21 protein-coding genes are annotated in these 20,816 nt (G+C 61.5%); 10 read left to right on the top strand and 11 right to left on the bottom strand.

Going from position 1 to position 20,816, the window contains the following annotated elements; genetic code table 11:
* Window positions 1-83 precede the first annotated feature (83 nt).
* The 5 genes from ggt to recJ all read left to right on the top strand — a co-directional run bounded on the left by ggt (window position 84) and on the right by recJ (window position 7,405).
* Window positions 84-1,817, top strand: a complete 1,734-nt coding sequence (gene ggt / locus IPM89_00290) for a gamma-glutamyltransferase (protein QQS54357.1) — start codon at window positions 84-86, stop codon at window positions 1,815-1,817.
* A gap of 193 nt (window positions 1,818-2,010) precedes the next feature.
* Window positions 2,011-3,234 carry an alanine transaminase gene (alaC, locus tag IPM89_00285; protein QQS54356.1) on the top strand — a complete coding sequence of 408 codons (1,224 nt, stop codon included), beginning with the start codon at window positions 2,011-2,013 and terminating at the stop codon, window positions 3,232-3,234.
* 5 nt (window positions 3,235-3,239) lie between these two features.
* Entirely contained in the window at window positions 3,240-4,562 is a 1,323-nt protein-coding gene (locus tag IPM89_00280) for a homoserine dehydrogenase (protein QQS54355.1), read from the top strand.
* 21 nt (window positions 4,563-4,583) lie between these two features.
* A complete protein-coding gene (locus tag IPM89_00275) occupies window positions 4,584-5,603 on the top strand; it encodes a hypothetical protein (GenBank protein QQS54354.1) in 1,020 nt (339 codons plus the stop codon).
* Window positions 5,604-5,689: 86 nt separating this feature from the next.
* Window positions 5,690-7,405 carry a single-stranded-DNA-specific exonuclease RecJ gene (gene recJ, locus IPM89_00270; protein QQS54353.1) on the top strand — a complete coding sequence of 572 codons (1,716 nt, stop codon included), beginning with the start codon at window positions 5,690-5,692 and terminating at the stop codon, window positions 7,403-7,405.
* Between the two features lie 18 nt (window positions 7,406-7,423).
* Here the strand turns inward: recJ and IPM89_00265 are convergent, their stop codons facing one another.
* From IPM89_00265 to IPM89_00255, 3 genes are all read right to left on the bottom strand, one after another.
* A complete protein-coding gene (locus tag IPM89_00265) occupies window positions 7,424-9,370 on the bottom strand; it encodes a diguanylate cyclase (protein ID QQS54352.1) in 1,947 nt (648 codons plus the stop codon).
* 143 nt (window positions 9,371-9,513) lie between these two features.
* Window positions 9,514-10,332, bottom strand: a complete 819-nt coding sequence (locus tag IPM89_00260; GenBank protein ID QQS54351.1) for an N-formylglutamate amidohydrolase — start codon at window positions 10,330-10,332, stop codon at window positions 9,514-9,516.
* 587 nt (window positions 10,333-10,919) lie between these two features.
* Complete coding sequence (locus tag IPM89_00255; GenBank protein QQS54350.1) at window positions 10,920-12,335, bottom strand: protein kinase; 1,416 nt, start codon at window positions 12,333-12,335, stop codon at window positions 10,920-10,922.
* 125 nt (window positions 12,336-12,460) lie between these two features.
* On the opposite strand from IPM89_00255, the gene ftsY reads away from it, so the two are divergent.
* From ftsY to murB, 3 genes are all read left to right on the top strand, one after another.
* Entirely contained in the window at window positions 12,461-13,540 is a 1,080-nt protein-coding gene (ftsY, locus tag IPM89_00250; GenBank protein ID QQS54349.1) for a signal recognition particle-docking protein FtsY, read from the top strand.
* Window positions 13,541-13,648: 108 nt separating this feature from the next.
* The gene (rpoH, locus tag IPM89_00245) at window positions 13,649-14,524 is read left to right on the top strand and encodes an RNA polymerase sigma factor RpoH (protein QQS54348.1); all 876 of its coding nucleotides are present in this window, start codon (window positions 13,649-13,651) and stop codon (window positions 14,522-14,524) included.
* A 114-nt stretch (window positions 14,525-14,638) separates the two neighbouring features.
* Window positions 14,639-15,670, top strand: coding sequence for a UDP-N-acetylmuramate dehydrogenase (gene murB / locus IPM89_00240; protein ID QQS54347.1), 1,032 nt, complete (start codon window positions 14,639-14,641; stop codon window positions 15,668-15,670).
* 143 nt (window positions 15,671-15,813) lie between these two features.
* Here the strand turns inward: murB and IPM89_00235 are convergent, their stop codons facing one another.
* The 7 genes from IPM89_00235 to IPM89_00205 form a co-directional block, all read right to left on the bottom strand.
* Window positions 15,814-16,194: a hypothetical protein gene (locus IPM89_00235; GenBank protein ID QQS55711.1), complete on the bottom strand. Its 381-nt coding sequence runs from the start codon at window positions 16,192-16,194 to the stop codon at window positions 15,814-15,816.
* Window positions 16,195-16,339: 145 nt separating this feature from the next.
* Window positions 16,340-16,852, bottom strand: coding sequence for an OsmC family protein (locus IPM89_00230; protein QQS54346.1), 513 nt, complete (start codon window positions 16,850-16,852; stop codon window positions 16,340-16,342).
* A 29-nt stretch (window positions 16,853-16,881) separates the two neighbouring features.
* Complete coding sequence (locus IPM89_00225; GenBank protein QQS54345.1) at window positions 16,882-17,295, bottom strand: VOC family protein; 414 nt, start codon at window positions 17,293-17,295, stop codon at window positions 16,882-16,884.
* A gap of 59 nt (window positions 17,296-17,354) precedes the next feature.
* Window positions 17,355-17,681: a DUF5615 family PIN-like protein gene (locus tag IPM89_00220; GenBank protein QQS54344.1), complete on the bottom strand. Its 327-nt coding sequence runs from the start codon at window positions 17,679-17,681 to the stop codon at window positions 17,355-17,357.
* Entirely contained in the window at window positions 17,665-17,889 is a 225-nt protein-coding gene (locus IPM89_00215; GenBank protein ID QQS54343.1) for a DUF433 domain-containing protein, read from the bottom strand. The genes IPM89_00220 and IPM89_00215 overlap by 17 nt, the downstream gene beginning before the upstream one ends.
* A gap of 125 nt (window positions 17,890-18,014) precedes the next feature.
* Window positions 18,015-18,398, bottom strand: a complete 384-nt coding sequence (locus IPM89_00210; GenBank protein QQS54342.1) for a hypothetical protein — start codon at window positions 18,396-18,398, stop codon at window positions 18,015-18,017.
* Between the two features lie 125 nt (window positions 18,399-18,523).
* A complete protein-coding gene (locus tag IPM89_00205; protein ID QQS54341.1) occupies window positions 18,524-18,814 on the bottom strand; it encodes a HEPN domain-containing protein in 291 nt (96 codons plus the stop codon).
* Window positions 18,815-19,102: 288 nt separating this feature from the next.
* Here IPM89_00205 and IPM89_00200 point away from each other — a divergent pair, with 288 nt between their 5' ends.
* Window positions 19,103-19,312, top strand: a complete 210-nt coding sequence (locus tag IPM89_00200) for a hypothetical protein (GenBank protein ID QQS54340.1) — start codon at window positions 19,103-19,105, stop codon at window positions 19,310-19,312.
* An 80-nt stretch (window positions 19,313-19,392) separates the two neighbouring features.
* Here IPM89_00200 and IPM89_00195 read toward each other — a convergent pair whose 3' ends face one another.
* On the bottom strand, window positions 19,393-20,025 hold the full coding sequence (locus IPM89_00195; protein ID QQS55710.1) for an arylesterase: 633 nt from the start codon (window positions 20,023-20,025) through the stop codon (window positions 19,393-19,395).
* Window positions 20,026-20,042: 17 nt separating this feature from the next.
* On the opposite strand from IPM89_00195, the gene IPM89_00190 reads away from it, so the two are divergent.
* On the top strand, window positions 20,043-20,813 hold the full coding sequence (locus tag IPM89_00190) for an ABC transporter ATP-binding protein (GenBank protein QQS54339.1): 771 nt from the start codon (window positions 20,043-20,045) through the stop codon (window positions 20,811-20,813).
* Window positions 20,814-20,816: the final 3 nt, after the last annotated feature.

The following is a 20,816-nucleotide window of genomic DNA, read 5'->3' as shown; positions in this document are numbered from 1 at the left end:
TCGGCGTTTCGTAACCCCCGCCTGGCGTTCGAGCCCGGCGGGCCGCGTCGTCAGTGTCCTTCGCCACCTGCCAAAACGCCGCCATGCACCTCTCATCCTCCGTTTTCCGCGTGTCCGCTCTGCTGCTGGGATTATGTTGCCTGCCACCCGCCGCGGCCGTGGCCGAACCCGCAATCTTCTCCCCTCGCGACCGCATCCATCCGGTCTTCGCCCCGAATGGCATGGTGGTCAGCCAGGAAGCGCGGGCCAGCGGAATTGGATTGGACATCCTCAAAAAAGGGGGCAGCGCGGTTGACGCGGCGGTGGCGATCGGCTTCGCGCTGGCGGTCACCCTGCCGCGGGCCGGCAATCTGGGCGGCGGTGGCTTCATGCTGACCTACAATGCGCAAACCCGGCAGGCCGAAGCCATCGATTTCCGGGAAACCGCGCCGGCCGCCGCCGGTCGGGATTTGTACCTGAACGAGCAGGGCAACGTGGACGAAGCGCGCATTCGCTTCAGTCATCAGGCCGCCGGCGTGCCAGGCACGGTGGCCGGACTGGCGCTGGCCCATGAACGCCACGGTCGCCTGCCGTGGCGACAACTGATCGAACCGGCCGCGCAACTGGCCGAACAGGGTTTTCCGGTCAATGCGGAACTGGCGCGGTCGCTGCGGGAAGCCCAGGAGCGGATGGCGCCCTGGCCGGCCAGCATGAGCATCTTTTTCAAGACCGACGGTTCCGCCTACCAGCCCGGTGAAACCCTGAAGCAACCGGATCTGGCCGCCTCGCTCAAGCTGATCGCCGAACAGGGCGCCAAGGCGTTCTACGAAGGGGAAATCGCCCAAAAACTGGTCGCCGACATGAAAACCCACCAGGGCTTGATCAGCCTGGACGACCTCAAGAGCTACCGGGCCTTGGTCCGTGCCCCGGTGCGGGGCAGCTATCGGGGTTACGAGATTGTGTCCATGCCGCCACCCAGTTCCGGCGGCGTGCATCTCATCCAGATCCTCAATATCCTGGAAACCTGGCCGCTGGGCGAACTGGGTCACAACAGCGCCGCCACCATCCACCGCATGGCCGAAGCCATGAAACTCGCCTACGCCGACCGCGGCGAATATCTGGGCGATCCGGATTTCGCCAAGGTACCGGTCGCCGGCCTGACCGCGAAAGCCTACGCCAAGGAGTTGGCGGCGCGCATCGAGCCGAATCGAGCCAAACCGGCGACGGAGATCAAACCCGGTCAGCCGCAACGCCACGAAAGCGATCAGACCACGCACTACTCGGTGGTGGATCGGGACGGCAACGCCGTCGCCGTGACCTACACCCTGAATTTCGGCTACGGCTCCGGCATCGTCGCCGCCGGCACCGGCATCCTGCTCAACAACGAGATGGACGATTTCGCCGCCAAGCCGGGCGTGCCGAATGCCTACGGCTTGATCGGCGGCGACGCCAACGCGGTCGGTCCCGGCAAGCGCCCGCTCAGTTCGATGACTCCGACCCTGGTGTTTCAGGACAGCCGACCGGTGTTGATCACTGGTAGCCCCGGCGGCGGCCGCATCATCACCACCGTGCTGCAAATCCTGCTCAACGTCATCGACCACGGCATGAACATCGCCGAAGCCACGGTCGCCGCGCGCGTGCATCACCAGTGGCTACCCGACGAACTGCGGGTCGAGGAAGGACTCAGCCCGGACACCGTGCGCTTGCTGGAAGGATGGGGACACAAGGTCGTGGTCAAGGATGCGATGGGCGACACCCAGAGCATCGTCCGCGCGCCGGAAGGGCTGTACGGCTTTTCCGACACCCGCCGGGCCGGCGGATCGGCGGCGGGGTATTGAAGCGATCGGAGCGAGCGTCCCGCAAGCCCCGGCGGAACCCGCGCCCGCATCGCGCGGTTCAACTCGACAGTTCACCTTGCTTATAGGTAGACTTTTTAATCCGCCCGGCAATCGCCGCTCTTCCCGCTGGCCTCCGGCCCGAGCGCGGACCGCCCGCCGGAACCCCCGTGATTCAGCCCCTGGAAATACACTCTTGAACGCCGACTTCCAACGCATCAAACGCCTGCCGCCTTATGTCTTCAACATCGTCAACGATCTGAAGGCCAAGGCCCGCGCCCGCGGCGAGGACATCATCGACTTCGGCATGGGCAACCCCGACCAGCCGACCCCGAAACACATCGTTGCCAAGCTGGTCGAAGCCGCCCAGCGCCACGACACCCACCGCTACTCGGTGTCGCGCGGCATCCCGCGCCTGCGCCGGGCCATCTGTAACTGGTACAAGACCCGCTACGCCGTCGAACTCGACTTCGACAGCGAGGCCATCGCCACCATCGGCTCCAAGGAAGGGCTGGCCCATCTGGCCCTGGCGACCATGGGGCCGGGCGACGCCGTGCTGGTGCCCAACCCGGCCTATCCGATTCACCCCTACGGTTTCGTCATCGCCGGCGCCGACATTCGCCATGTACCCCTGATTCCCGGCGTGGATTTCTTTTCCGAACTGGAAAAGGCCATCAAGGATTCATGGCCGCGCCCCAAGATGCTGGTGCTCAACTTCCCGGCCAACCCCACCACCCAGTGCGTGGAGCTGGATTTCTTCGAAAAGGTGGTGGCCATCGCCCGCGAGCACGGCATCTGGGTGATCCACGATCTGGCCTACGCCGATCTGGTGTTCGACGGCTATGTCGCGCCCTCGATCCTGCAAGTACCGGGCGCCAAGGAAGTGGCGATCGAATCCTTCACCCTGTCCAAGAGCTACAACATGCCCGGCTGGCGAGTCGGCTTCATGTGCGGTAGCCCGACGCTGATCGCCGCGCTGGGCCGGATGAAATCCTACCTCGACTACGGCATGTTTACGCCGATCCAGGTGGCCGCCATCACCGCGCTGGAAGGCCCGCAAGAGTGCGTTGCCGAGATTCGCGACATGTACCGCAAGCGCCGTGACGTGCTGTGCGACAGCCTGAACGCCATCGGCTGGAAAGTCGAAAAACCCAAGGCCACCATGTTCGTCTGGGCGAAAATCCCCGAACAGTACCGTGCATTGGGTTCGCTGGAGTTCTGCAAGAAACTACTGGCCGAAGCGAAGGTGGCGGTTTCCCCCGGCATCGGCTTCGGCGAGTACGGCGACGATCATGTGCGCTTCGGCCTGATCGAAAACGAGCACCGCACCCGGCAGGCGGTGCGCGGTATCCGCGAGATGTTCCGCAAGGATAGTCGCGACCTTGCCGCCCCTCCGCTGGCGCGGGCGGCGGGAGTCTAAGGACCATGAGCAGCTATCCTCCCGTCAAAATCGGTTTGCTCGGCCTGGGCACGGTCGGCGGCGGCGTCACCCACGTCCTGGCGCGCAACGCCGGGGAAATCAGCCGCCGCGCCGGGCGCGAGATCGTGATCTCTCACGCCGCCGCCCGCAATCTGGACAGCACCACCGCTCGCACCGCCGGCATCAAACTGACCAGCGAGGCGCTGGAGGTGGTGGACGATCCCGAGATCTCGATCATCGTCGAACTGCTGGGCGGCTACGAACCGGCGCGCAGCCTGGTACTGCGGGCGCTGGCCAACGGCAAGCACGTAGTCACCGCCAACAAGGCGCTGATCGCCAAACACGGCAACGAGATCTTCGCCGCCGCCCGCGCCGCCGGCACGATGGTCGGCTTCGAAGCGGCGGTGGCCGGCGGCATCCCGATCATCAAGGCCATCCGCGAGGGGCTGGCCGGCAACCGGCTGGAATGGGTGGCGGGCATCATCAATGGCACCGCCAACTTCATCCTGACCGAAATGCGCGACAAGGGCCGCGACTTCCCGGACGTGCTGGCCGAGGCCCAGGCGCTGGGCTACGCCGAGGCCGATCCGACCTTCGACGTCGAAGGCATCGACGCCGCCCACAAGCTGACCATTCTCGCCTCGATCGCCTTCGGCATCCCCTTGCAGTTCGACAAGGTCTACATTGAGGGCATCAGCCGCATCACCCGCGAGGATGTGGCCTACGCCGAACAACTGGGTTATCGCATCAAGCACCTGGGCATCGCCCGCCGCGATGAACGGGGCGCGCAACTGCGGGTGCATCCGACCCTGATCCCACAGCGGCAACTGCTGGCCAGCGTCAGCGGGGTGATGAACGCCGTGTTGGTCAGAGGCGACGCGGTCGGTCAGAGCCTGTTCTACGGCGCCGGCGCCGGCGCCGAGCCGACCGCCTCGGCGGTGGTGGCCGACATCATCGATGTGGTGCGTACCCTGACCGCCGATCCGGACAACCGTGTCCCGCACCTGGCCTTCCAGCCGGATGCCCTGTCGGACCTGCCGGTGCTGCCGATGACCGAGGTGGAGACCTGCTACTACCTGCGTTTGCAAGCCGTGGATCGGTCCGGCGTGCTGGCCGACGTAACCCGCATCCTCGCCGACCGTGACATCAGCATCGAGGCCGTCCTGCAAAAAGAACCAACGCCCGGCGCCCGCGACGTGCCGGTCATCCTGCTGACCTACCGGGTACGGGAGCAACGGATGAACGAAGCCATCGCCGCCATCGAGGCGCTGGACAGCATCCATGCGCCGGTGGTCCGCATCCGCATGGAACACCTCGATTCGGACTGAGCACCCGGACCGACGAGCTTCGTGGCCACTCTCCTGCACTTGCTGGTCCCCGGCCTGCCGCAACGGCCCGACGGCACCGACCCGGCGCTGTTCCGATCGACCGCGCCGGCACTGCAATGGCTATTGGCTCGCGCCGATGCCGGCCCAGTGCCGGCCGCCCTGGATGCAGTGCTGTTCGGGCTATTCGGCCTGCCCGTTCCCATCGACGCCGACCTGCCCGTCGCGGCACTCACCCGCTTGGCCGACGGCGGCGAATCTAACAGCGGCGACTGGTGGCTGCGCGCCGATCCGGTGCATTTGCGGGCCGATATGCACGGTGGCGTGTTTCTGGCGGACGCGCGAACGCTGGCTATCGAAACGGGCGAAGCCACGGCGCTGGTCGCGGCGTTCAACCAGACCTTCGCCGAAGACGACCTGCGGCTCGAAGCCCCCTGCCCCGAGCGCTGGTATCTGCGGCTGCCGACCGATCCCGGCTTCCGCACCCAAGCGTTGAGCGCCGCCGCCGGCCGCAACATCAACGCGCTGTTACCCACCGGGCCGAACGTTCGCCGCTGGCACACTCTGCTGACCGAAGTCCAAATGCTGTTTCACGGCCACCCGCTCAACCAGGCGCGGGAACAGCACAACCAGCCGATGATCAATGGCCTCTGGCTCTGGGGCGGCGGTCTTTGTCCAACGGGCGCCCGCGCGCCCACCGCCGGGCTGTATGCTCGCGATCCACTGGTCCGGGGGCTGGCTCGCTTGAGCGGGGCAGCCATCGACCCTCTGCCCGAACGGGCCGAAGATTGGCGGGAAGCCGCCGCCACGGAAACGGACAGCCTGACGGTGCTGGAAGCGACCCGGCACGACGCCGCCGACGGTAACCTCGCGCGCGGGGTCGAGCATGTCGCCATGCTGGAACGGGACTGGTTCGCGCCCTGCCGGCGCTGGCTGCAAACCGGCCAGCTGACAACACTGCACCTCTATCCCGGTAACGGCCGCCGCTACACCGTAACCAGCGCCGCGCACTGGCGTTTCTGGCGGCGCGCCCGGCCGCTATGACCCCTCATTCGCGCTGATTGCTCCCACCGCCCGGCCCCAAGCGGGCGCTCGGCCACCCGACTCGAATCCACCTCCGCCGACTCGCCATGCCCACTTTCATCGTCCGCCGTGCTTCACCTCCCGCCAGCGATTTACCCGTCGCCCCCTTGTTGCAACGTATCTACGCCGCCCGCGGCGTGCATTCCGCCGATGAACTGCAACGGGAACTGCGGCGGCTGACCTCACCCGACGCCTTCCTGAGCATGGAAAAGGCGGTCGATCTGCTGCATACCGCGCTGCGCGAACGCTGGCGCATCCTGATCGTGGCTGATTTCGATGCCGACGGCGCCACCAGTTGCGCGCTGGCGGTGCGGGCGCTGCGAGCCATGGGCGCCGCCTGGGTCGGCTACCGAGTGCCGAACCGCTTCGAGCACGGTTATGGCCTGACCCCGGAAATCGTGGCGGTCGCCGCCGAGGAGCAGCCCGATCTGCTCATCACCGTGGACAATGGCATCTCCAGCCATGAAGGCGTGAAAGCTGCCCAGGCGCGGGGCATGCGCGTGCTGATCACCGACCACCACGCGCCTGGCCAGACCTTGCCGGCCGCCGAGGCGATCGTCAATCCCAATCAGCCGGGCGACGGTTTTCCCAGTAAAAATCTCGCGGGCGTGGGCGTGATCTTTTATGTGCTGATGGCGCTACGGGCGCGGTTGCGGGAGGTCGGCTGGTTCGCCGAGCGGGGGCTGGCCGAGCCGAATCTGGCCCAGTTTCTCGACTTGGTGGCCTTCGGCACGGTGGCGGACGTGGTGCGGCTGGACCATCACAACCGCATCCTGGTCGAGCAGGGCTTGCGACGGATTCGCCAGGGCCAGTGCGTCCCCGGCATCGTCGCCTTGTGCGAGATCGCCGGTCGCTCGCGGGACCGGCTGAGCGCCAGCGATATCGGTTTCTATTTGGGTCCCCGTCTCAATGCCGCCGGCCGCTTGGAAGATATGAGCCAGGGCATCGAATGTCTGCTCAGCGACGAGCTGGACACCGCCCGGGGCATCGCGCGCCGGCTGCATGAAATCAACCGGCAGCGTGGCGAGTTAACCGCCGAGATGCAGGCGCAGGCCTTGGCGTGGATCGACCGGCTGGCGCCGAACATGGCGGATCTGCCCTTCGGACTTTGTCTGTTCGACCCCGAGTGGCATCAGGGCGTGGTCGGCATCATCGCCGGCCGCCTGAAAGAACAGTTGCACCGCCCGGTGATCGTCTTCGCGCCGGATCGGGACGGCAATATCAAGGGGTCGGGGCGCTCGGTGGCGGGGATGCATCTGCGTGATGCCCTGGCCTCGGTAGCCACCCGGCATCCCGGTCTGATCGGCCATTTTGGCGGTCATGCCATGGCCGCCGGCCTGACGCTGGCCATGGAACACTTCGAGTCCTTCAACCAGGCGTTCGATGCCGAGACCCGCCAGTGGCTGAGCGACGACGACCTGCATGGCCGCTTGCTGAGCGATGGCGAACTGGCACCGGCGGAATTTTCCCTGGAGATCGCCGAATTGCTGCGCGAGGCCGGCCCCTGGGGGCAGGGTTTCCCCGAACCGCTGTTCGACGGGCTGTTCGAGGTGACTTCGCATCGCATCATGAAAGACCAGCACCTCAAACTGTGGCTGCGGCCACCGGGAACGTCGCTGGCGCTGGAAGCGATCGCCTTCCGGCGGGCGGCCGGGTTCAACCCCGCCACGACGCGGGTGCATGCCGCCTACCGCCTGGATGTGAACGAGTGGCGCGGCGAGCGCCGGCTGCAACTGTGCATCGAGCACCTGGAAGCGGTCTAGCGCTCGGGCCGGTCCCGCTCACGACGGCTCGGAATCGACCGTCTCGGCGAGCCGCCAGGCGTTCTTGCCGGCCCGCTTGGCGGCGTACATGGCGGCGTCGGCCTGGCGCAGCAACGTCATCGCCAGTTCGAGACTGTCCGGTGATCCCGGTCGGTACAAGGCGATCCCGACGCTGGCCGTCACCATACCGATCGCCTCTCCCAGCGGCACCGGCTCCGCCAAACATTCGATGATCTTCCGCGCCACGGCGATCACGCCGTCGATTTGTTCGAGATCGGGCAAAACCACCGTGAATTCATCGCCACCCAGACGGGCCACGGTATCGGTGGCCCGCACGCAACGCTGCAGGCGTGCGGCGACTTGCCGGAGCAACTCATCGCCCATATCGTGCCCGAAGGTATCGTTCACCGCCTTGAAACCATCCAGATCGATCAACAGCAGCGCCAACAACCGCCGCCGTCGCCGCGCCTGCTGTAAACCCTTGCGCAGATGTTCGAAGAACAGATTGCGATTGGGCAGGGAGGTCAAGCTGTCAAAATTGGCCATCTGCCAGTTGCGCTTGCTCAATTCGGTCAGGGCACGGGTACGCTCCGCCACTTCGGCTTCCAGTGCCTGGTCGTAATTCCGCAGCAGCGCCTCGGCCTTCTTACGGGTGGTAATATCAACGGTGGTGCCGCGATAGCCCAAAAACTCGCCATCTTCGTCGAACATGGGTAAACCGCTATTGTGCGTCCAGGCCGACTGCTCCCGCCCCGGCAGGCGAACTCGCAGCACCATGTGCCGGAATGGCCGCCGCTGCCGAATCGTCGCTCGCAGCACGGCCAGATCGGTATCCCGTTCCTGCTGGACCACGTACTGGCTCCAGTGTGTCCGCGACTGTTCCTCCCGCACGGAAGTGATCCGGGCCAATTGCCCGCTCAACTGGTACAACCGGCCGCTGGCATCAAACTCCCACAACAGGTCATTGGACACTTCGACCAGATCGCGAAATCGCGCGATACTGGCCAACCGAGACTGGGAAACCGCGCCAGCCAACAAGCCGGACGCCACCATGGCCACCATCACCACCTGATACTGAAAGGTCAGCTCGGCTTGGCCGAACAACGTCACCATCGTCACGATGCCCAGTTCGTACAGCAGCACGACCACCAGGGTACCGCGGATACCGCGAGTCGCCACGGTCCAGATCAGCACCGGCAGCAATAGCAGGGTCATGAAAGGGTACGGTTGGTTCTGCCAGAAGCGATGCGGGATCCAGAACAAGCCTCCCAGCAGCAGGATCGCCACCAAGCCCTGCAACAGCACCAGGCGTATCGACGGCGGGTCGACCGCCACCCAGGATTTGGGCAGGCGCGGCGGTTCCCCCCGACCGAACTGCCGGGCCAACGGCGCGGCGAAAATCAAAGCCAGCGGCGTAAAAATAACCACCCCGATAAAGTCGCCAACCCACCAACCCAGCATCGCCTGCGGTAACGATGTCCGCGATGGCAGCAGGCCGGCGAAATTCAGAATCTGGGCACCGATCAGCGCCGCGAACAGGGAGCCACCGACGCTGGCGGCGAGAAAGACCGCTACCCGCTGCGGGTCGTTGAAATGCCACCTGCCATGGGAACGCGGATCCGGATAACCCCGCAGGATGTGGGCGGCCACGGCGTAGCCGAGCGGAGGAACGAACACGCTGAGCAGATAATAGGGCCACTGCTCCCAGGACCAGAGAGACAGACCGGCCAGCAAGGCGGCGGCAACCGGCAAGGGCAACGCACGCGCGCCATGCTCCAGCAGAACGGCGAAGCTCAAGCCGGCCGACGGATACCAAAGACTGATCCCGCCGATGAGATTCAGCGCGGTCGATACATGCCAGAAACCCACCCAGACCGCCACGTAAAGCAGCGCCAGCACCACCTTGCGAACTCGCAGGCGATTCGCCATCGCCGCTGGGTTGGGCGTCGCGGTCGGAACCGCCATGCGAGTTCGCGGGCGATTCACTTCCGTGGCATTGTTCGTCCCCCTCGTCGCAGCCATGATTGGCGCTTTCTCCAGTAGACATAATTATTATACAACTGTATATATAATTATACTACAATCCGAGTCGCCGATAGTACCGAAACTCAGTAATGCTTGACCGCATACAGCGTTTTGTCCCGCAGCACTACGGCCAGAATGCTGCTCAGTATCGTCGCCCAGCGCTCGCGACCGGCTTCGTCGGCCAGTAAATCCTGGCGAATCTCCACCTCCACATGCGGCAGACCGGCCGCGCCGCCGTGGGTATCCATGGTGAAACCGACCTCGCGCCCGGAATAGGGCTCGTTGTCGCCGACGCACAGCTCGGGATCGACACGGAACCGGTCCAGTAGCGGTCCCGCCAATCGCGAATCGCGGTTCCACAACACGCCAAGATGCCACGGGCGGCGGAAGCCGTTCATCGCCGGCGTGAAGCTGTGAATGGCGATCAGCGCCGGTGCCCGGCCATGACCGTGCCGCCAGTGTTGCGCCAACATCTGGGTGATCGCCTGGTGATAAGGCCAGAATATCTCGTTCACCCGCGCTTCGACGGCGACATCGCCGAGTGCGCGGTTGCCGGGAACAAAGGTGCCATCACTGATCTCGGCGATCGAAGTGGGGTCGCCGGGAGGACGGTTGCAATCAATCACCAGTCGCGAGTAGCCGCACAACACCGCCGGCGCGTCCAACCGCGCCGCCAGCCGTCGGGTGACGTCGGCCGCGCCGATATCCCAAGCGATGTGCCGAGCCAGTTCCTCCTGCCCCAGGCCGAGCTGGTCCAGCGCGGCGGGCACCGCGTTGCTGGCGTGGTCGCAGACCAGCACCAGTGGAAACCGACCATCCGGATTGACCAAGCTAAACGGTGGCGGGTCCTCGGGATCGAGCAAGCGTGGAACCGGTGAAGGCGGAAAAGTGGGATCATTCATGGCAACACAGTCCAGCTTGGACAACGAGAAGAATCGAGCGGTGGGAAAATCCGCGGCGGGCGGCCGGAAATTGTCAACGTGTTGTAACTCCGTCAAGGCGCGGCGTATTCTTGGCAACCACCACAATCCGCAACCCACGCAAAAATAGCAAAGACCCTCGCATACCCCATCATTTCACCTCGCCCACCCGCCGCCATCCTGGCCCTGATCCTCGCCGACCCCACCTTCCCGCCGCCAACCCCTGCGGGATTCATGCATGGAAGGAGGTTGAAATTGCTGGGTTGAGGTGCTATTGATCGGCGCATGCGGCTCGCGCAACCAACAAGCCTCCCGGATCGCTAAAGCGCAACGCACCGTGGGTGGACGACGGATAACGCTCGTCAACGGCGGACCTGCACGGATCGAGTCGATTGAATTGAAAAGGTAGACGAACACACGATCCGTTTCACCCTCAACCGCCCCGAAACCCTCTTCATCGCCCATCTGGCGGATGATAAACGACGCCTTTACCACCCTCCCAGTTCGCCCCTCATTCCGTATTTATCGGGGATGATCATCGCGTTATCCGTACCGTACCCTGGTTCCGATCAGGGCTGGTTCTTGCGTCGCAACGCCTGTTCCAATTCTCGCTCCGGATCGAACGGCGAGTCGGGTTCCAACCTCGGGGCGGGATCGAATGGCGATGTGAGCATCTTTTCCAGATTATGCTGGATCTCCAGTTGACCCGGCGACGGCACGGGCCGAACTGGCGCGGAAACAATCGGCGTGAGGAGCGGAGACGGCGGTGATTCCGGCAATTTCCGGATGGACTCCAGCGCGGATGGAGGCATCGGCGGTGATACCCCTGTGGCAGTGGGTGGAGCATTCATGACTGGCTTCGACGGTGCAACCGCCCGAACCGGCACAAGTGGCGTGGCCTGACCAGGAACATCGCCAAGCATGGCGGGTTGGGCGGGTTGGGTGGAGCCACGCCAAGTTGCGAGCGCTTGGCGCATGGTCTCCAGCGAAGGGAATCCCGAAAGCCAGGCCCAAGCCACCAGCAGCCCCGCACCGATGATAACCGTCCATCCAAGCAACAGAACCGGCCAACGCAATCTCGGTGTATTGCTTTCACGCGCTTGGGCCAGTGCGTCGAGCAATTCCCCGGCGGTAGCGAAACGTCGGTCTTGATCCTTAGCCACTGCCTTGGCTACCAACTTGCGGAGCGCCGCTGGTATCTGGGAAGGCAAATTCAGCACATGGTTCTTCGATCCATGCAGTTGCCTGGCAATGATTTCTTGCTGGGTCAGTCCGCTGAAGAGCCCGCGCCCCGTGATCATCTCGTACATCACCAGGCCCAGCGAAAAAATATCAGCGCGCCCGTCCACGGTTAGGTCGCTGCGTATTTGCTCGGGTGCGCCGTAGGTCAGCGTACCGATGAAGACGCCATTGGCTGTGTATTGAATTTTCTGTGTGCCCAATAACTTAGCAATACCAAAATCCATCACCACCACGCGACCCGTATCGTCTTCGATCAGGATGTTTTGGGGTTTGATGTCGCGATGGACGATGCACGGCTGACAAGCATGGGCGTAAGCCAGAGCCTGCCCAACCTGCTGGCTGATGGCCAGCACCCGCGAAAGCGGCAATGGGCCTTCCCGGTCAAGGATTTCTCTCAGGCTGCGCCCCTGCACGTATTCCATGACGAAATAATGGCGGTCGCCGTCCCGGCCGACATCGAACACCTTGACGATGTTGGGATGACGCAATTGCGCGATGATCCACGCTTCGTGGTAAAACCGTCCCACCGCTTCCGTCTCTTCGGTGAGCGTGGCACGCAAGGTCTTCAGGGCAAAGACCGCACCCAACTCTCGATGACGAACCTGGTAGACAACGCCCATGCCACCGCGGCCCAGTTCACCCGTCACCTCGTATTTACCGGCTATGATCATCATTTTGCTTGGGATGCGCACCACATATGATTCACACCGCGCGGGAAAGCCTATTGTCAGAACAGAATGCATTTTCTGACATCCTCTCCAGACAGGGTTGTGCCCGTCCGCTCCATCCTAAGTTATGGCTCTGATGGATATTACATATAGACCACGACCACAACCGTACCCATTATCTTTTCCTTGGGATCATACCTATGTCCGATTTCAAACCCGATGCCAACCTTCCAGCCACGTCCGAAACCCCGGAACGCAAGAAAGCCAGCCTGTTCGAAGTCCTGAACCGCCCGATTCACCTCCCGTTCCGCAAGGATCGCGCGCCCGAGGCGATGATCGAGCCCACCGAGCCCAAGCCCGAACGTTTCGCCCGTTTGCGCGACCGGTTGCGGCGCACCCGCCAAAGCCTGGTTTCAGGGCTGTCCGGCCTATTCGCCGGTCGCAAGCTGGACGACGAGGTGCTAGAGGAACTGGAGAGTCGCCTGCTACTGGCCGATGTCGGCGTGGACGTCACCAATCACCTGATGAAAAGATTGGGGGAGCGGGTCTCGCGCCAGCAACTGCACGATGTACCGGCGCTGCTGCAAGCGCTGCGCGAGGAATTGCTGGACATCCTCACTCCCTGCCAGCAGCCGTGGCAACCCAGCGAATCCCGGCCCTACGTCATTCTCACGGTCGGGGTCAACGGGGTCGGCAAGACCACCACCATCGGCAAGCTCGCCAAAAAGCTGCAAGACGACGGGCATTCGGTACTGCTGGCGGCCGGCGATACCTTCCGCGCCGCCGCCATCGAGCAATTACAAGTCTGGGGCGAGCGCAACCACATTCCAGTCATCGCCCAGCACAACGGCGCCGATGCCGCGTCGGTGATCTACGACGCCATTCAGGCCGCCAAGGCCCGGATGGTGGAAGTGATCATCGCCGACACCGCCGGCCGGTTGCACACCCAAACCAACCTGATGGAAGAACTCAAGAAGATCAAACGGGTCTCTGGCAAGGTCGATGCCACGGCCCCGCATGAAGTGTTGCTGGTGGTGGATGCCAGCACCGGCCAGAACGCGCTGAACCAGGCCATGCAATTCCACGAAGCGGTCGGCGTGACCGGCCTGGTCCTGACCAAGCTCGACGGTACCGCCAAGGGCGGCATCGTATTCGCCATCGCCCGCCGGCTGGGCCTGCCGATCCGCTTTATCGGTGTCGGCGAGAGTATCGAAGACCTGCGGCCGTTCGACGCCGCCGAATTCGTCGCTGCCCTGCTGGACGAAGAAGCCGGCGCTTGATCGAAGCAATGCGGCGACACTGGAACTTCTCAGTAATTTTGGCACTCTTAGGTCGCGAGTGCTAAAATTGCCAATAATGAAAATGCCGCAAGGGTGGAGTGAATGAAGATGACAACGACCGCACTGGTTCCTCGCATGCAAAATCTGCCGGTACCGGTCGACAGTCTGGAGAGCTACATCCAGGCGGTCAGCCAGGTGCCGATGTTAAGCGCCGAGGAAGAACAGGAGCTGACTCAGCGTTTGCGGCTGCGTAACGACCTGGAAGCGGCGCAACACTTGATCGTGGCGCATCTGCGCTTTGTGGTGCATATCGCGCGCGGCTACCTGGGGTACGGTCTGCCGCTGGGCGATCTGATCCAGGAAGGCAACATCGGCCTGATGAAAGCGGTCAGGCGTTTCGATCCGGCGCACGGTGTGCGGCTGGTCTCGTTCGCCGTGCATTGGATCCGGGCGGAAATCCACGAATTTGTCCTGCGCAACTGGCGCATCGTCAAGATTGCCACCACCAAGGCCCAGCGCAAGCTGTTTTTCAAGTTGCGTGGCTCCAAGAAGCGGCTGGGCTGGCTGAACAACGAGGAAGTGAACACGGTCGCCCGCGAATTGGGCGTCAGCCCCGACAACGTGCTGGAGATGGAATCGCGTCTGAGCGGTCACGATGTCTCGTTCGACCCGGCACCGGAAGCCGATGGGAACGACGAGACCGACAGCTATGCCCCTTCGGCCTACCTGCGCGACGAGCAGGCCGATCCATCGGAGACGCTGGAACGAGAGGACTGGGAAGATCAAACCGTCAGCCGACTCGGCGCGGCGCTGGAGCGGCTGGACCCGCGCAGCCGGGACATCGTGCAACGCCGCTGGTTGAACGACAACAAACCGACCCTGCACGAGCTGGCGGCGGAATACCAGGTATCGGCCGAGCGCATCCGCCAGTTGGAAACCAATGCCATGAAGAAATTGCGGGCCGCGCTGCCGGTGGCGGCCTGAACCCGACCGGATTCCCAAGACCCGCCTGAACGGCGGGTTTTTTGTTGCATGGATTTTCATAATGCGCTGGAAGGGATTACATTTTGTATTTCCAGCTTGCCAAACCGGTCTTTCATGAGTCAGTCAACTGCGGTTTTATCGCGCAACGTGGCGCTGCGATCCTTCAACACCTTCGGGTTGCCAGCCCGCGCCGCCTGGTTTGCCGCCGTCGAGACGCCAGCCCAGCTCGCCACGTTGGCCACCACGCTCGAATGGCGGTATTTGCAGCGCTTCGTGCTGGGTGGCGGCAGTAATGTCGTTCTGACCGGCGATTTCGAGGGGCTGGTACTGCATGTGCGGATTCCGGGGCGGGAGTTGCTGGCGGAGGAGACCGATGCCTGGATCGTGCGCGCGGGCGCGGGCGAAATTTGGCACGATTTCGTGCGCTGGACGCTGGAACGCGGCTGGCCGGGCCTGGAAAACCTGTCACTGATTCCCGGCACGGTCGGCGCGGCCCCGATCCAGAACATCGGTGCTTACGGCCTGGAAATGGCGGAACGGTTTCATCAGCTGGAGGCGGTGGATCTGGAAACCGGCGCGACGATGACCTTCGACCACGCCGCCTGCCGATTCGGCTACCGGGACAGCGTGTTCAAACGGGAAGCGGCCGGGCGCTATTTGATCAGCAACGTGACTTTCCGGTTGCCGAAACACTGGCGGCCGGAAATCCGTTACGCCGAACTGGCGCGGGAACTGGAACAACGGCGAATTACCCACCCGACGGCGCGGCAGATTTCCGATGCGGTGATGGAGGTCCGCTCCCGCAAGCTGCCGAACCCGATGTGCTTGGGCAATGCCGGCAGTTTTTTCAAGAACCCGGTGGTGGACGCAACCACCTTTGCTCGCCTCTCGGCACGGTTTCCCGAGTTGCCGCACTACCCGCAGGCGGACGGAACCGTGAAACTGGCCGCTGGCTGGATGATCGAATGCTGCGGTTGGAAGGGCCGTGATCTTGGACCGGTGAGAGCTTACGAAAAGCAGGCGCTGGTGCTGGTCAATCGCGGTGGGGCGTGCGGCGCGGATGTACTACGGCTGGCTCGGGCAATTCAGGAATCGGTGTGGGCGGCGTTTGGCGTCGAACTGGAGCCGGAGCCGGTGGTGTTGTGATTGGAAGGTTTAGCTTGCGACTGGCCGGAATGTGGCGACCGGCCAGCCGATCGAACTGACAAGCCACCAAACGATAACGCTGCCTTATCGACGATCCAGCTCTTTAGGGTCGCTGAATTGATGCAGTGGAGCACATTGCTCACTCACTCCGATCTGGCGTCGGCGCCGTGCTCATGCAACTGAGCGCCGAACCAGCGATGCAGTGCGGTCAACAAGTGGTGATCGGTCGTTTCAAAGGTCATTTCAGCGCCGGCGGGGAGCGCCGCATACGAGACCTTGATGCGTGAGGCTCCGGCTTGAAGGTCCTTGAGCCCCGCCATGTCCGCGCCGTGCAATTTTGCCGGGTCCGAATAGTCGCCCTGCTGAAAGCTCTCGGCTTCGTGCTGAAGATGCCGTTGAATGAGCGCTATCTGATCGGTCGCGGCTGGATCTTTGGCGATGACCTTTTGCACGCCTCCAGATTCGGTCATCTTGAAGATATGCACGGTCTGTGACATATCGAAGGGCATGACGCCATGCGCCATTTGATGTACATGCTCCTGTTGGGTTTCCGCAAACACGGTGGCGCTAACGATCAACGCAAAAATCGCGGTCAATCGCGCCAAAGAGGAAAGATTTTTCAAGGCCCAGCTCATCATGCGACTCCCTTGGCAGGCTATTCGAAGACGCTCAGGCATCGGTCGGTTTTCGCGTTATCGTCAACGCGGGTGGTCGTGCCAGCGTTTGGTACACCACACAGTATCGCTCGGTCAGGCGCAGCAGCGTGTCGATCTGTTCTTGCGAAGCATCGGTGTCGAGTGCGACTTGCAGGCGGATATTCTGGAAGCCAACCGGAGCTTCCTTGGACAGACCCAGGGTTCCCCGGAAGTCGAGTTCGCCTTCGGCCTGGAGCGTGGCCTCTCGCAGAGTGATGCCCAGCGCCGTGGCGACCGCGTTCAAGGTGACTCCGGCACAGGCCACCAGCGCCTCAAGCAGCATGTCGCCCGAGCAGGCACTGAGCCCGTTGCCGCCGGTGGCGGGATGCAAGCCGGCGGTCACAAGTCCCTTGCCCGTCTCGATCTTGCATCTGACCCCTTCGCCGAGGCTTCCTTGCGCGCGCAGCGTGATCAGTGCTGCTTCCGGTGCTTCGCGGTAGTGCTCTTTCAATGGAGCCTGGATCGATCGCAAGTCTTCCGCATTCATGACAATGCCCTCCTTTGATTGCTGCTTGATCACGCCACGTCGCGCGGCCCAATCCAAAAGTGAGGATTGTGCGCGACTTCCCATAGATGACCATCCGGGTCTTTGAAGTATCCGCTGTACCCGCCCCAAAATACTTTCCGTGGTTTCTTGACGAGGGTTGCGCCGGCTTTAATGGCTTGGTTGATGACTTCATCGACTTCCACTTCCGACTGGACGTTGTGGGCCAGTGAGAATGACGCAAAGCCATGTCCTTGCGCGGATACCGTGGCATCCTCAGCCAATGCCTCGCGTCCATATAACCCCAGCCAGGTGCCGTTGAGCGTGAAGAATGCCACCGTCAGGGGAGATTCCATTCGAGGAAAGCCAAGGCCCTCTTCATAGAATTTCACGGCTGCCGCAAGATCGCGAACACCTAGGGTAATCATGCTGATGCGAGATTTCATGGGTGGCCACTCATTTTATGAGCATTAAGATCTTTACTCGCCGAGGCCACGCTGCCTAGTCAGGCACCAACTTTCTCGACTTGGCTCGGCGCAACACGGTTTGCAGCCTCCAATATGCTGGTAATGTGTGGGGCAAGATCCGCAATACGATTGGAACGAGCACATACAACCACAATACCGAAAGGTAACACCTTGATGTTCTGCTGAAATTCCAAATTACGATCCAAGGTGACGAATACTTCGCAAACGCTATATGCGCGACGAAGTAATTCACCGTTTTTGATACCTGCCCAGCCAAGGCTATGAACATGAGTAACTGCAACTTCATTCCCGATTAATAGTTTAGCGAAGTCAATCGGGAAGTTTTCGTCAAGCAGGATGCGCATCTGCCGTGACCGATTCGTAAGCCGCATCAAGCACAGCAATGGCTTGCTCACGTTTAACTGAAGGGAATTGATGGAGAAACTCTTCTAAAGTATCGCCTCCCTCTAGATAATCAAATAGGGAGCGAACTGGAACACGAGTGCCTACGAATACGGGTACGCCACTGAGTATCTCAGGATGGCGATGTGTAATACCATCAAGTGTAATCATGTGAATTCTCCAACCTACTCTTTACTATATGATTTTAGGTACAATAATACCAATTAGACAGGCTCTACTTCACTCTAGCCATCCTACGCATAGATTGGAGGTGATTAGCGATTATTGCGCAATAACTAACCCAGAGAAAGTTTCAAAATTGTTTTCCTAGCGCTCAGGTCTGGCTTTTTACAAAAATCACCAATAATATTCAGAGCTTCGGTTTGATACGTGACTTTAATCGAAGCTAGTTTGTGATCCACTTTAAGTTCATACATCATATTTGGTCGCTGTGCGAGTTCTGAGAAGCCGATGCCTCCAAGTGGTACATTATCAATAAACACAGTAGGTTCTTTGGCTTTCATGGCTCGACGCAGTGGAGTATCAATTTTGTTGACTCCGTGCTTGACAAGAAACCCTTTGTCTATATTTGCCACAGTCTCATCCAGTGCAATAAGTGTTCTATATTGATTGATAATAATCGAGAATCCATCGCTATCCACAATCGCATAACGAAGCATGAAGCCACGTTTTAGGTACTTGAGGAAGTCAGCAGCGATTCCCGGTCTCTTTTGCTCATCTAACTGATTTATAAATATATTTTTTATTAAACACTGATAAATTTTCGAGAAAAAACCATTATTAATCAAAGACTAGGAAAGAGACCGGGAATCGCTGGGAAGTCAGTGTTCAAAGCACTACTCAGATCAGGAAAAAGCTTCTCGACAATCTGAATGAGCCCCGAATCAAGATGTTTCTTCGAGTAATATTTTTTTACCGCGAGAGCAGCCTTCAAATACTTCTCTACGGCAGTCGCTGCTACCACGACCCCTTGCGGAAGGAACCCGGATCGAAGGAGAAGCCTGGCGGCAACATAGTCGTCCTGTGCCAGATCTAGGAAATCCGTAGACTTATGATGATATTTGGGGCTACTCATCTCTTATACTCAATGTTAGGCAGACCTCATGAAAGGTGCAATAAATCACACCGATAAGAGTGTCTGCATCAACAGGCTTTATAACCCATCGATTTTAAGCTGTCTAATCCAGCAACAACGCTCCCATAGCACCCAATCTTGATACCCACCACGCCCCGGCGGAACGGTTCGGTGGATGGTCCAGCGCAAAATCCCGCAAACCCCATGGTGGCATCCTGCCATTACCAAAGTAATGGTAGCCTATCCGATCAAATCCGTGCTAACGACATCCAAAAGGAGTCCGAACTCATGAACCTGCGTTCCATCCTACTGGGCGGTCTATTACTACTGGCGCTGGGCGCCTGTTCCAAAGAGCACGACGCGCCGAAATCCACCGCCAAACCCGACAATCCGCTGCGTGCGCAAACCGAAGCGTTAGACAAAGCGCGTCAATTGGAATCGCAAATCCAGGATGCCGCCCAGCAACAACGCCAGCGCATCGACGAACAAGCACGATGAGAAAACGCCCTCTCCGCTAAGCTCGGGAGCAATCGACGTATTCCATCATGACCGGCATGGATGGACCGCCTGATAAACCGTCACGACTTCAACTCCGGCTCCAGCACCGCCCAAACATTGTCCAGAATGCGCGGCTGCGCCTCGGCGCGCGGGTGCAAGCCATCGTCCTGAATCAGCGCCGTATTGCCCGCCACGCCGTCCAGCAGGAATGGAATCAATGGGATAGCGTAGTGCTGGGCCAGTTCCCCGAACGTCGCCTGAAACTTTTGCGCGTACAGAGGGCCATAATTCGGCGGAATACGCATCTCCGCCAGCAACACCCGCGCGCCGGCCTGTTGGGCTTGTTCGATCATCCGTGACAGATTGCGGCTCATCGCCATCGGCGGTTGGCCGCGCAAGCCATCGTTGGCGCCCAGTTCCAGAACGACGATGGCGGGGCGATGCAGTTCCAGCGCCGCCGGCAATCGGCTCAGACCTCCGCTGGTGGTGTCGCCGCTGATGCTGGCGTTGACCACCCGGTATGGGAAACCGCGTTCCGCCAGCCGGCCTTGCAACAGGTTGACCCAACCCTTCTCAACCGGAATCCCGTAACCGGCGCTCAGACTGTCGCCCAACACCAGAATCACCAGCGATTCGGCGCGGGCCACGGGACCGAGCAGGACCGTCAGCCCCAACAGCAAAATGGATAAGCAACGTGAGCGATTCGTTTTCATCATCGGAGAACCTGGCAATGCGCGTGGACAATGACCTGGAAGCGGCCAGCGGCATAAGCGTAACCGCCGCGCCAGCGGCGGACAACCAGGCCGCCAGTGGTATCGTGCGGGCCGAGCGGCTGAGTAAGCAAGTTGTCAGCCCGGAAGGTCCACTGCTCATCCTCGACGACATCAACTTCACCATCGTCAAGGGCGAAAGCGTGGCGGTGGTCGGCGCCTCCGGTTCCGGTAAATCGACCCTGCTGGGCCTGCTGGCCGGTTTGGATGTGCCCAGCGAGGGCCGGGTGTGGCTGGCGGGGGTCGATCTCGGCGGCTTGGACGAAGATGGTCGCGCCCTGCTGCGGGCGCGACGGGTCGGCTTTGTGTTCCAATCCTTCCAACTGTTGACCGGACTGACCGCGCTGGAAAACGTCATGCTGCCGCTGGAGCTGGCCGGTCAACCCGACGCCCGCCGGCAGGCGCTGGATCTGCTGGAGCGGGTCGGCTTGCAGGCCCGCGCCCGGCACTATCCCTCGCAACTGTCCGGCGGCGAGCAGCAGCGGGTAGCCATCGCCCGCGCTTTCGCCGGCAATCCCGACGTGCTGTTCGCCGACGAACCGACCGGCAATCTGGATCAGAAAACCGGCCATCGCATCGTCGAACTGCTATTCGCGCTGAATCGAGAACAAAGCACCACCTTGATTCTGGTCACTCACGATCCTGAACTGGCCGCCTACTGCGACCGGGTGTTGGAACTGGATGACGGCCGCTTGCGCGCGGAGCGGGCACGCCAAGCCCTCAAGGTTTGAATC

It is taken from the genome of Candidatus Competibacteraceae bacterium, assembly GCA_016699715.1.
In the GTDB taxonomy this organism is placed as follows: domain Bacteria; phylum Pseudomonadota; class Gammaproteobacteria; order Competibacterales; family Competibacteraceae; genus Competibacter.
Note: the sequence above shows the minus strand (reverse complement) of the source record. Positions and strands in the feature narration are given on the sequence as shown.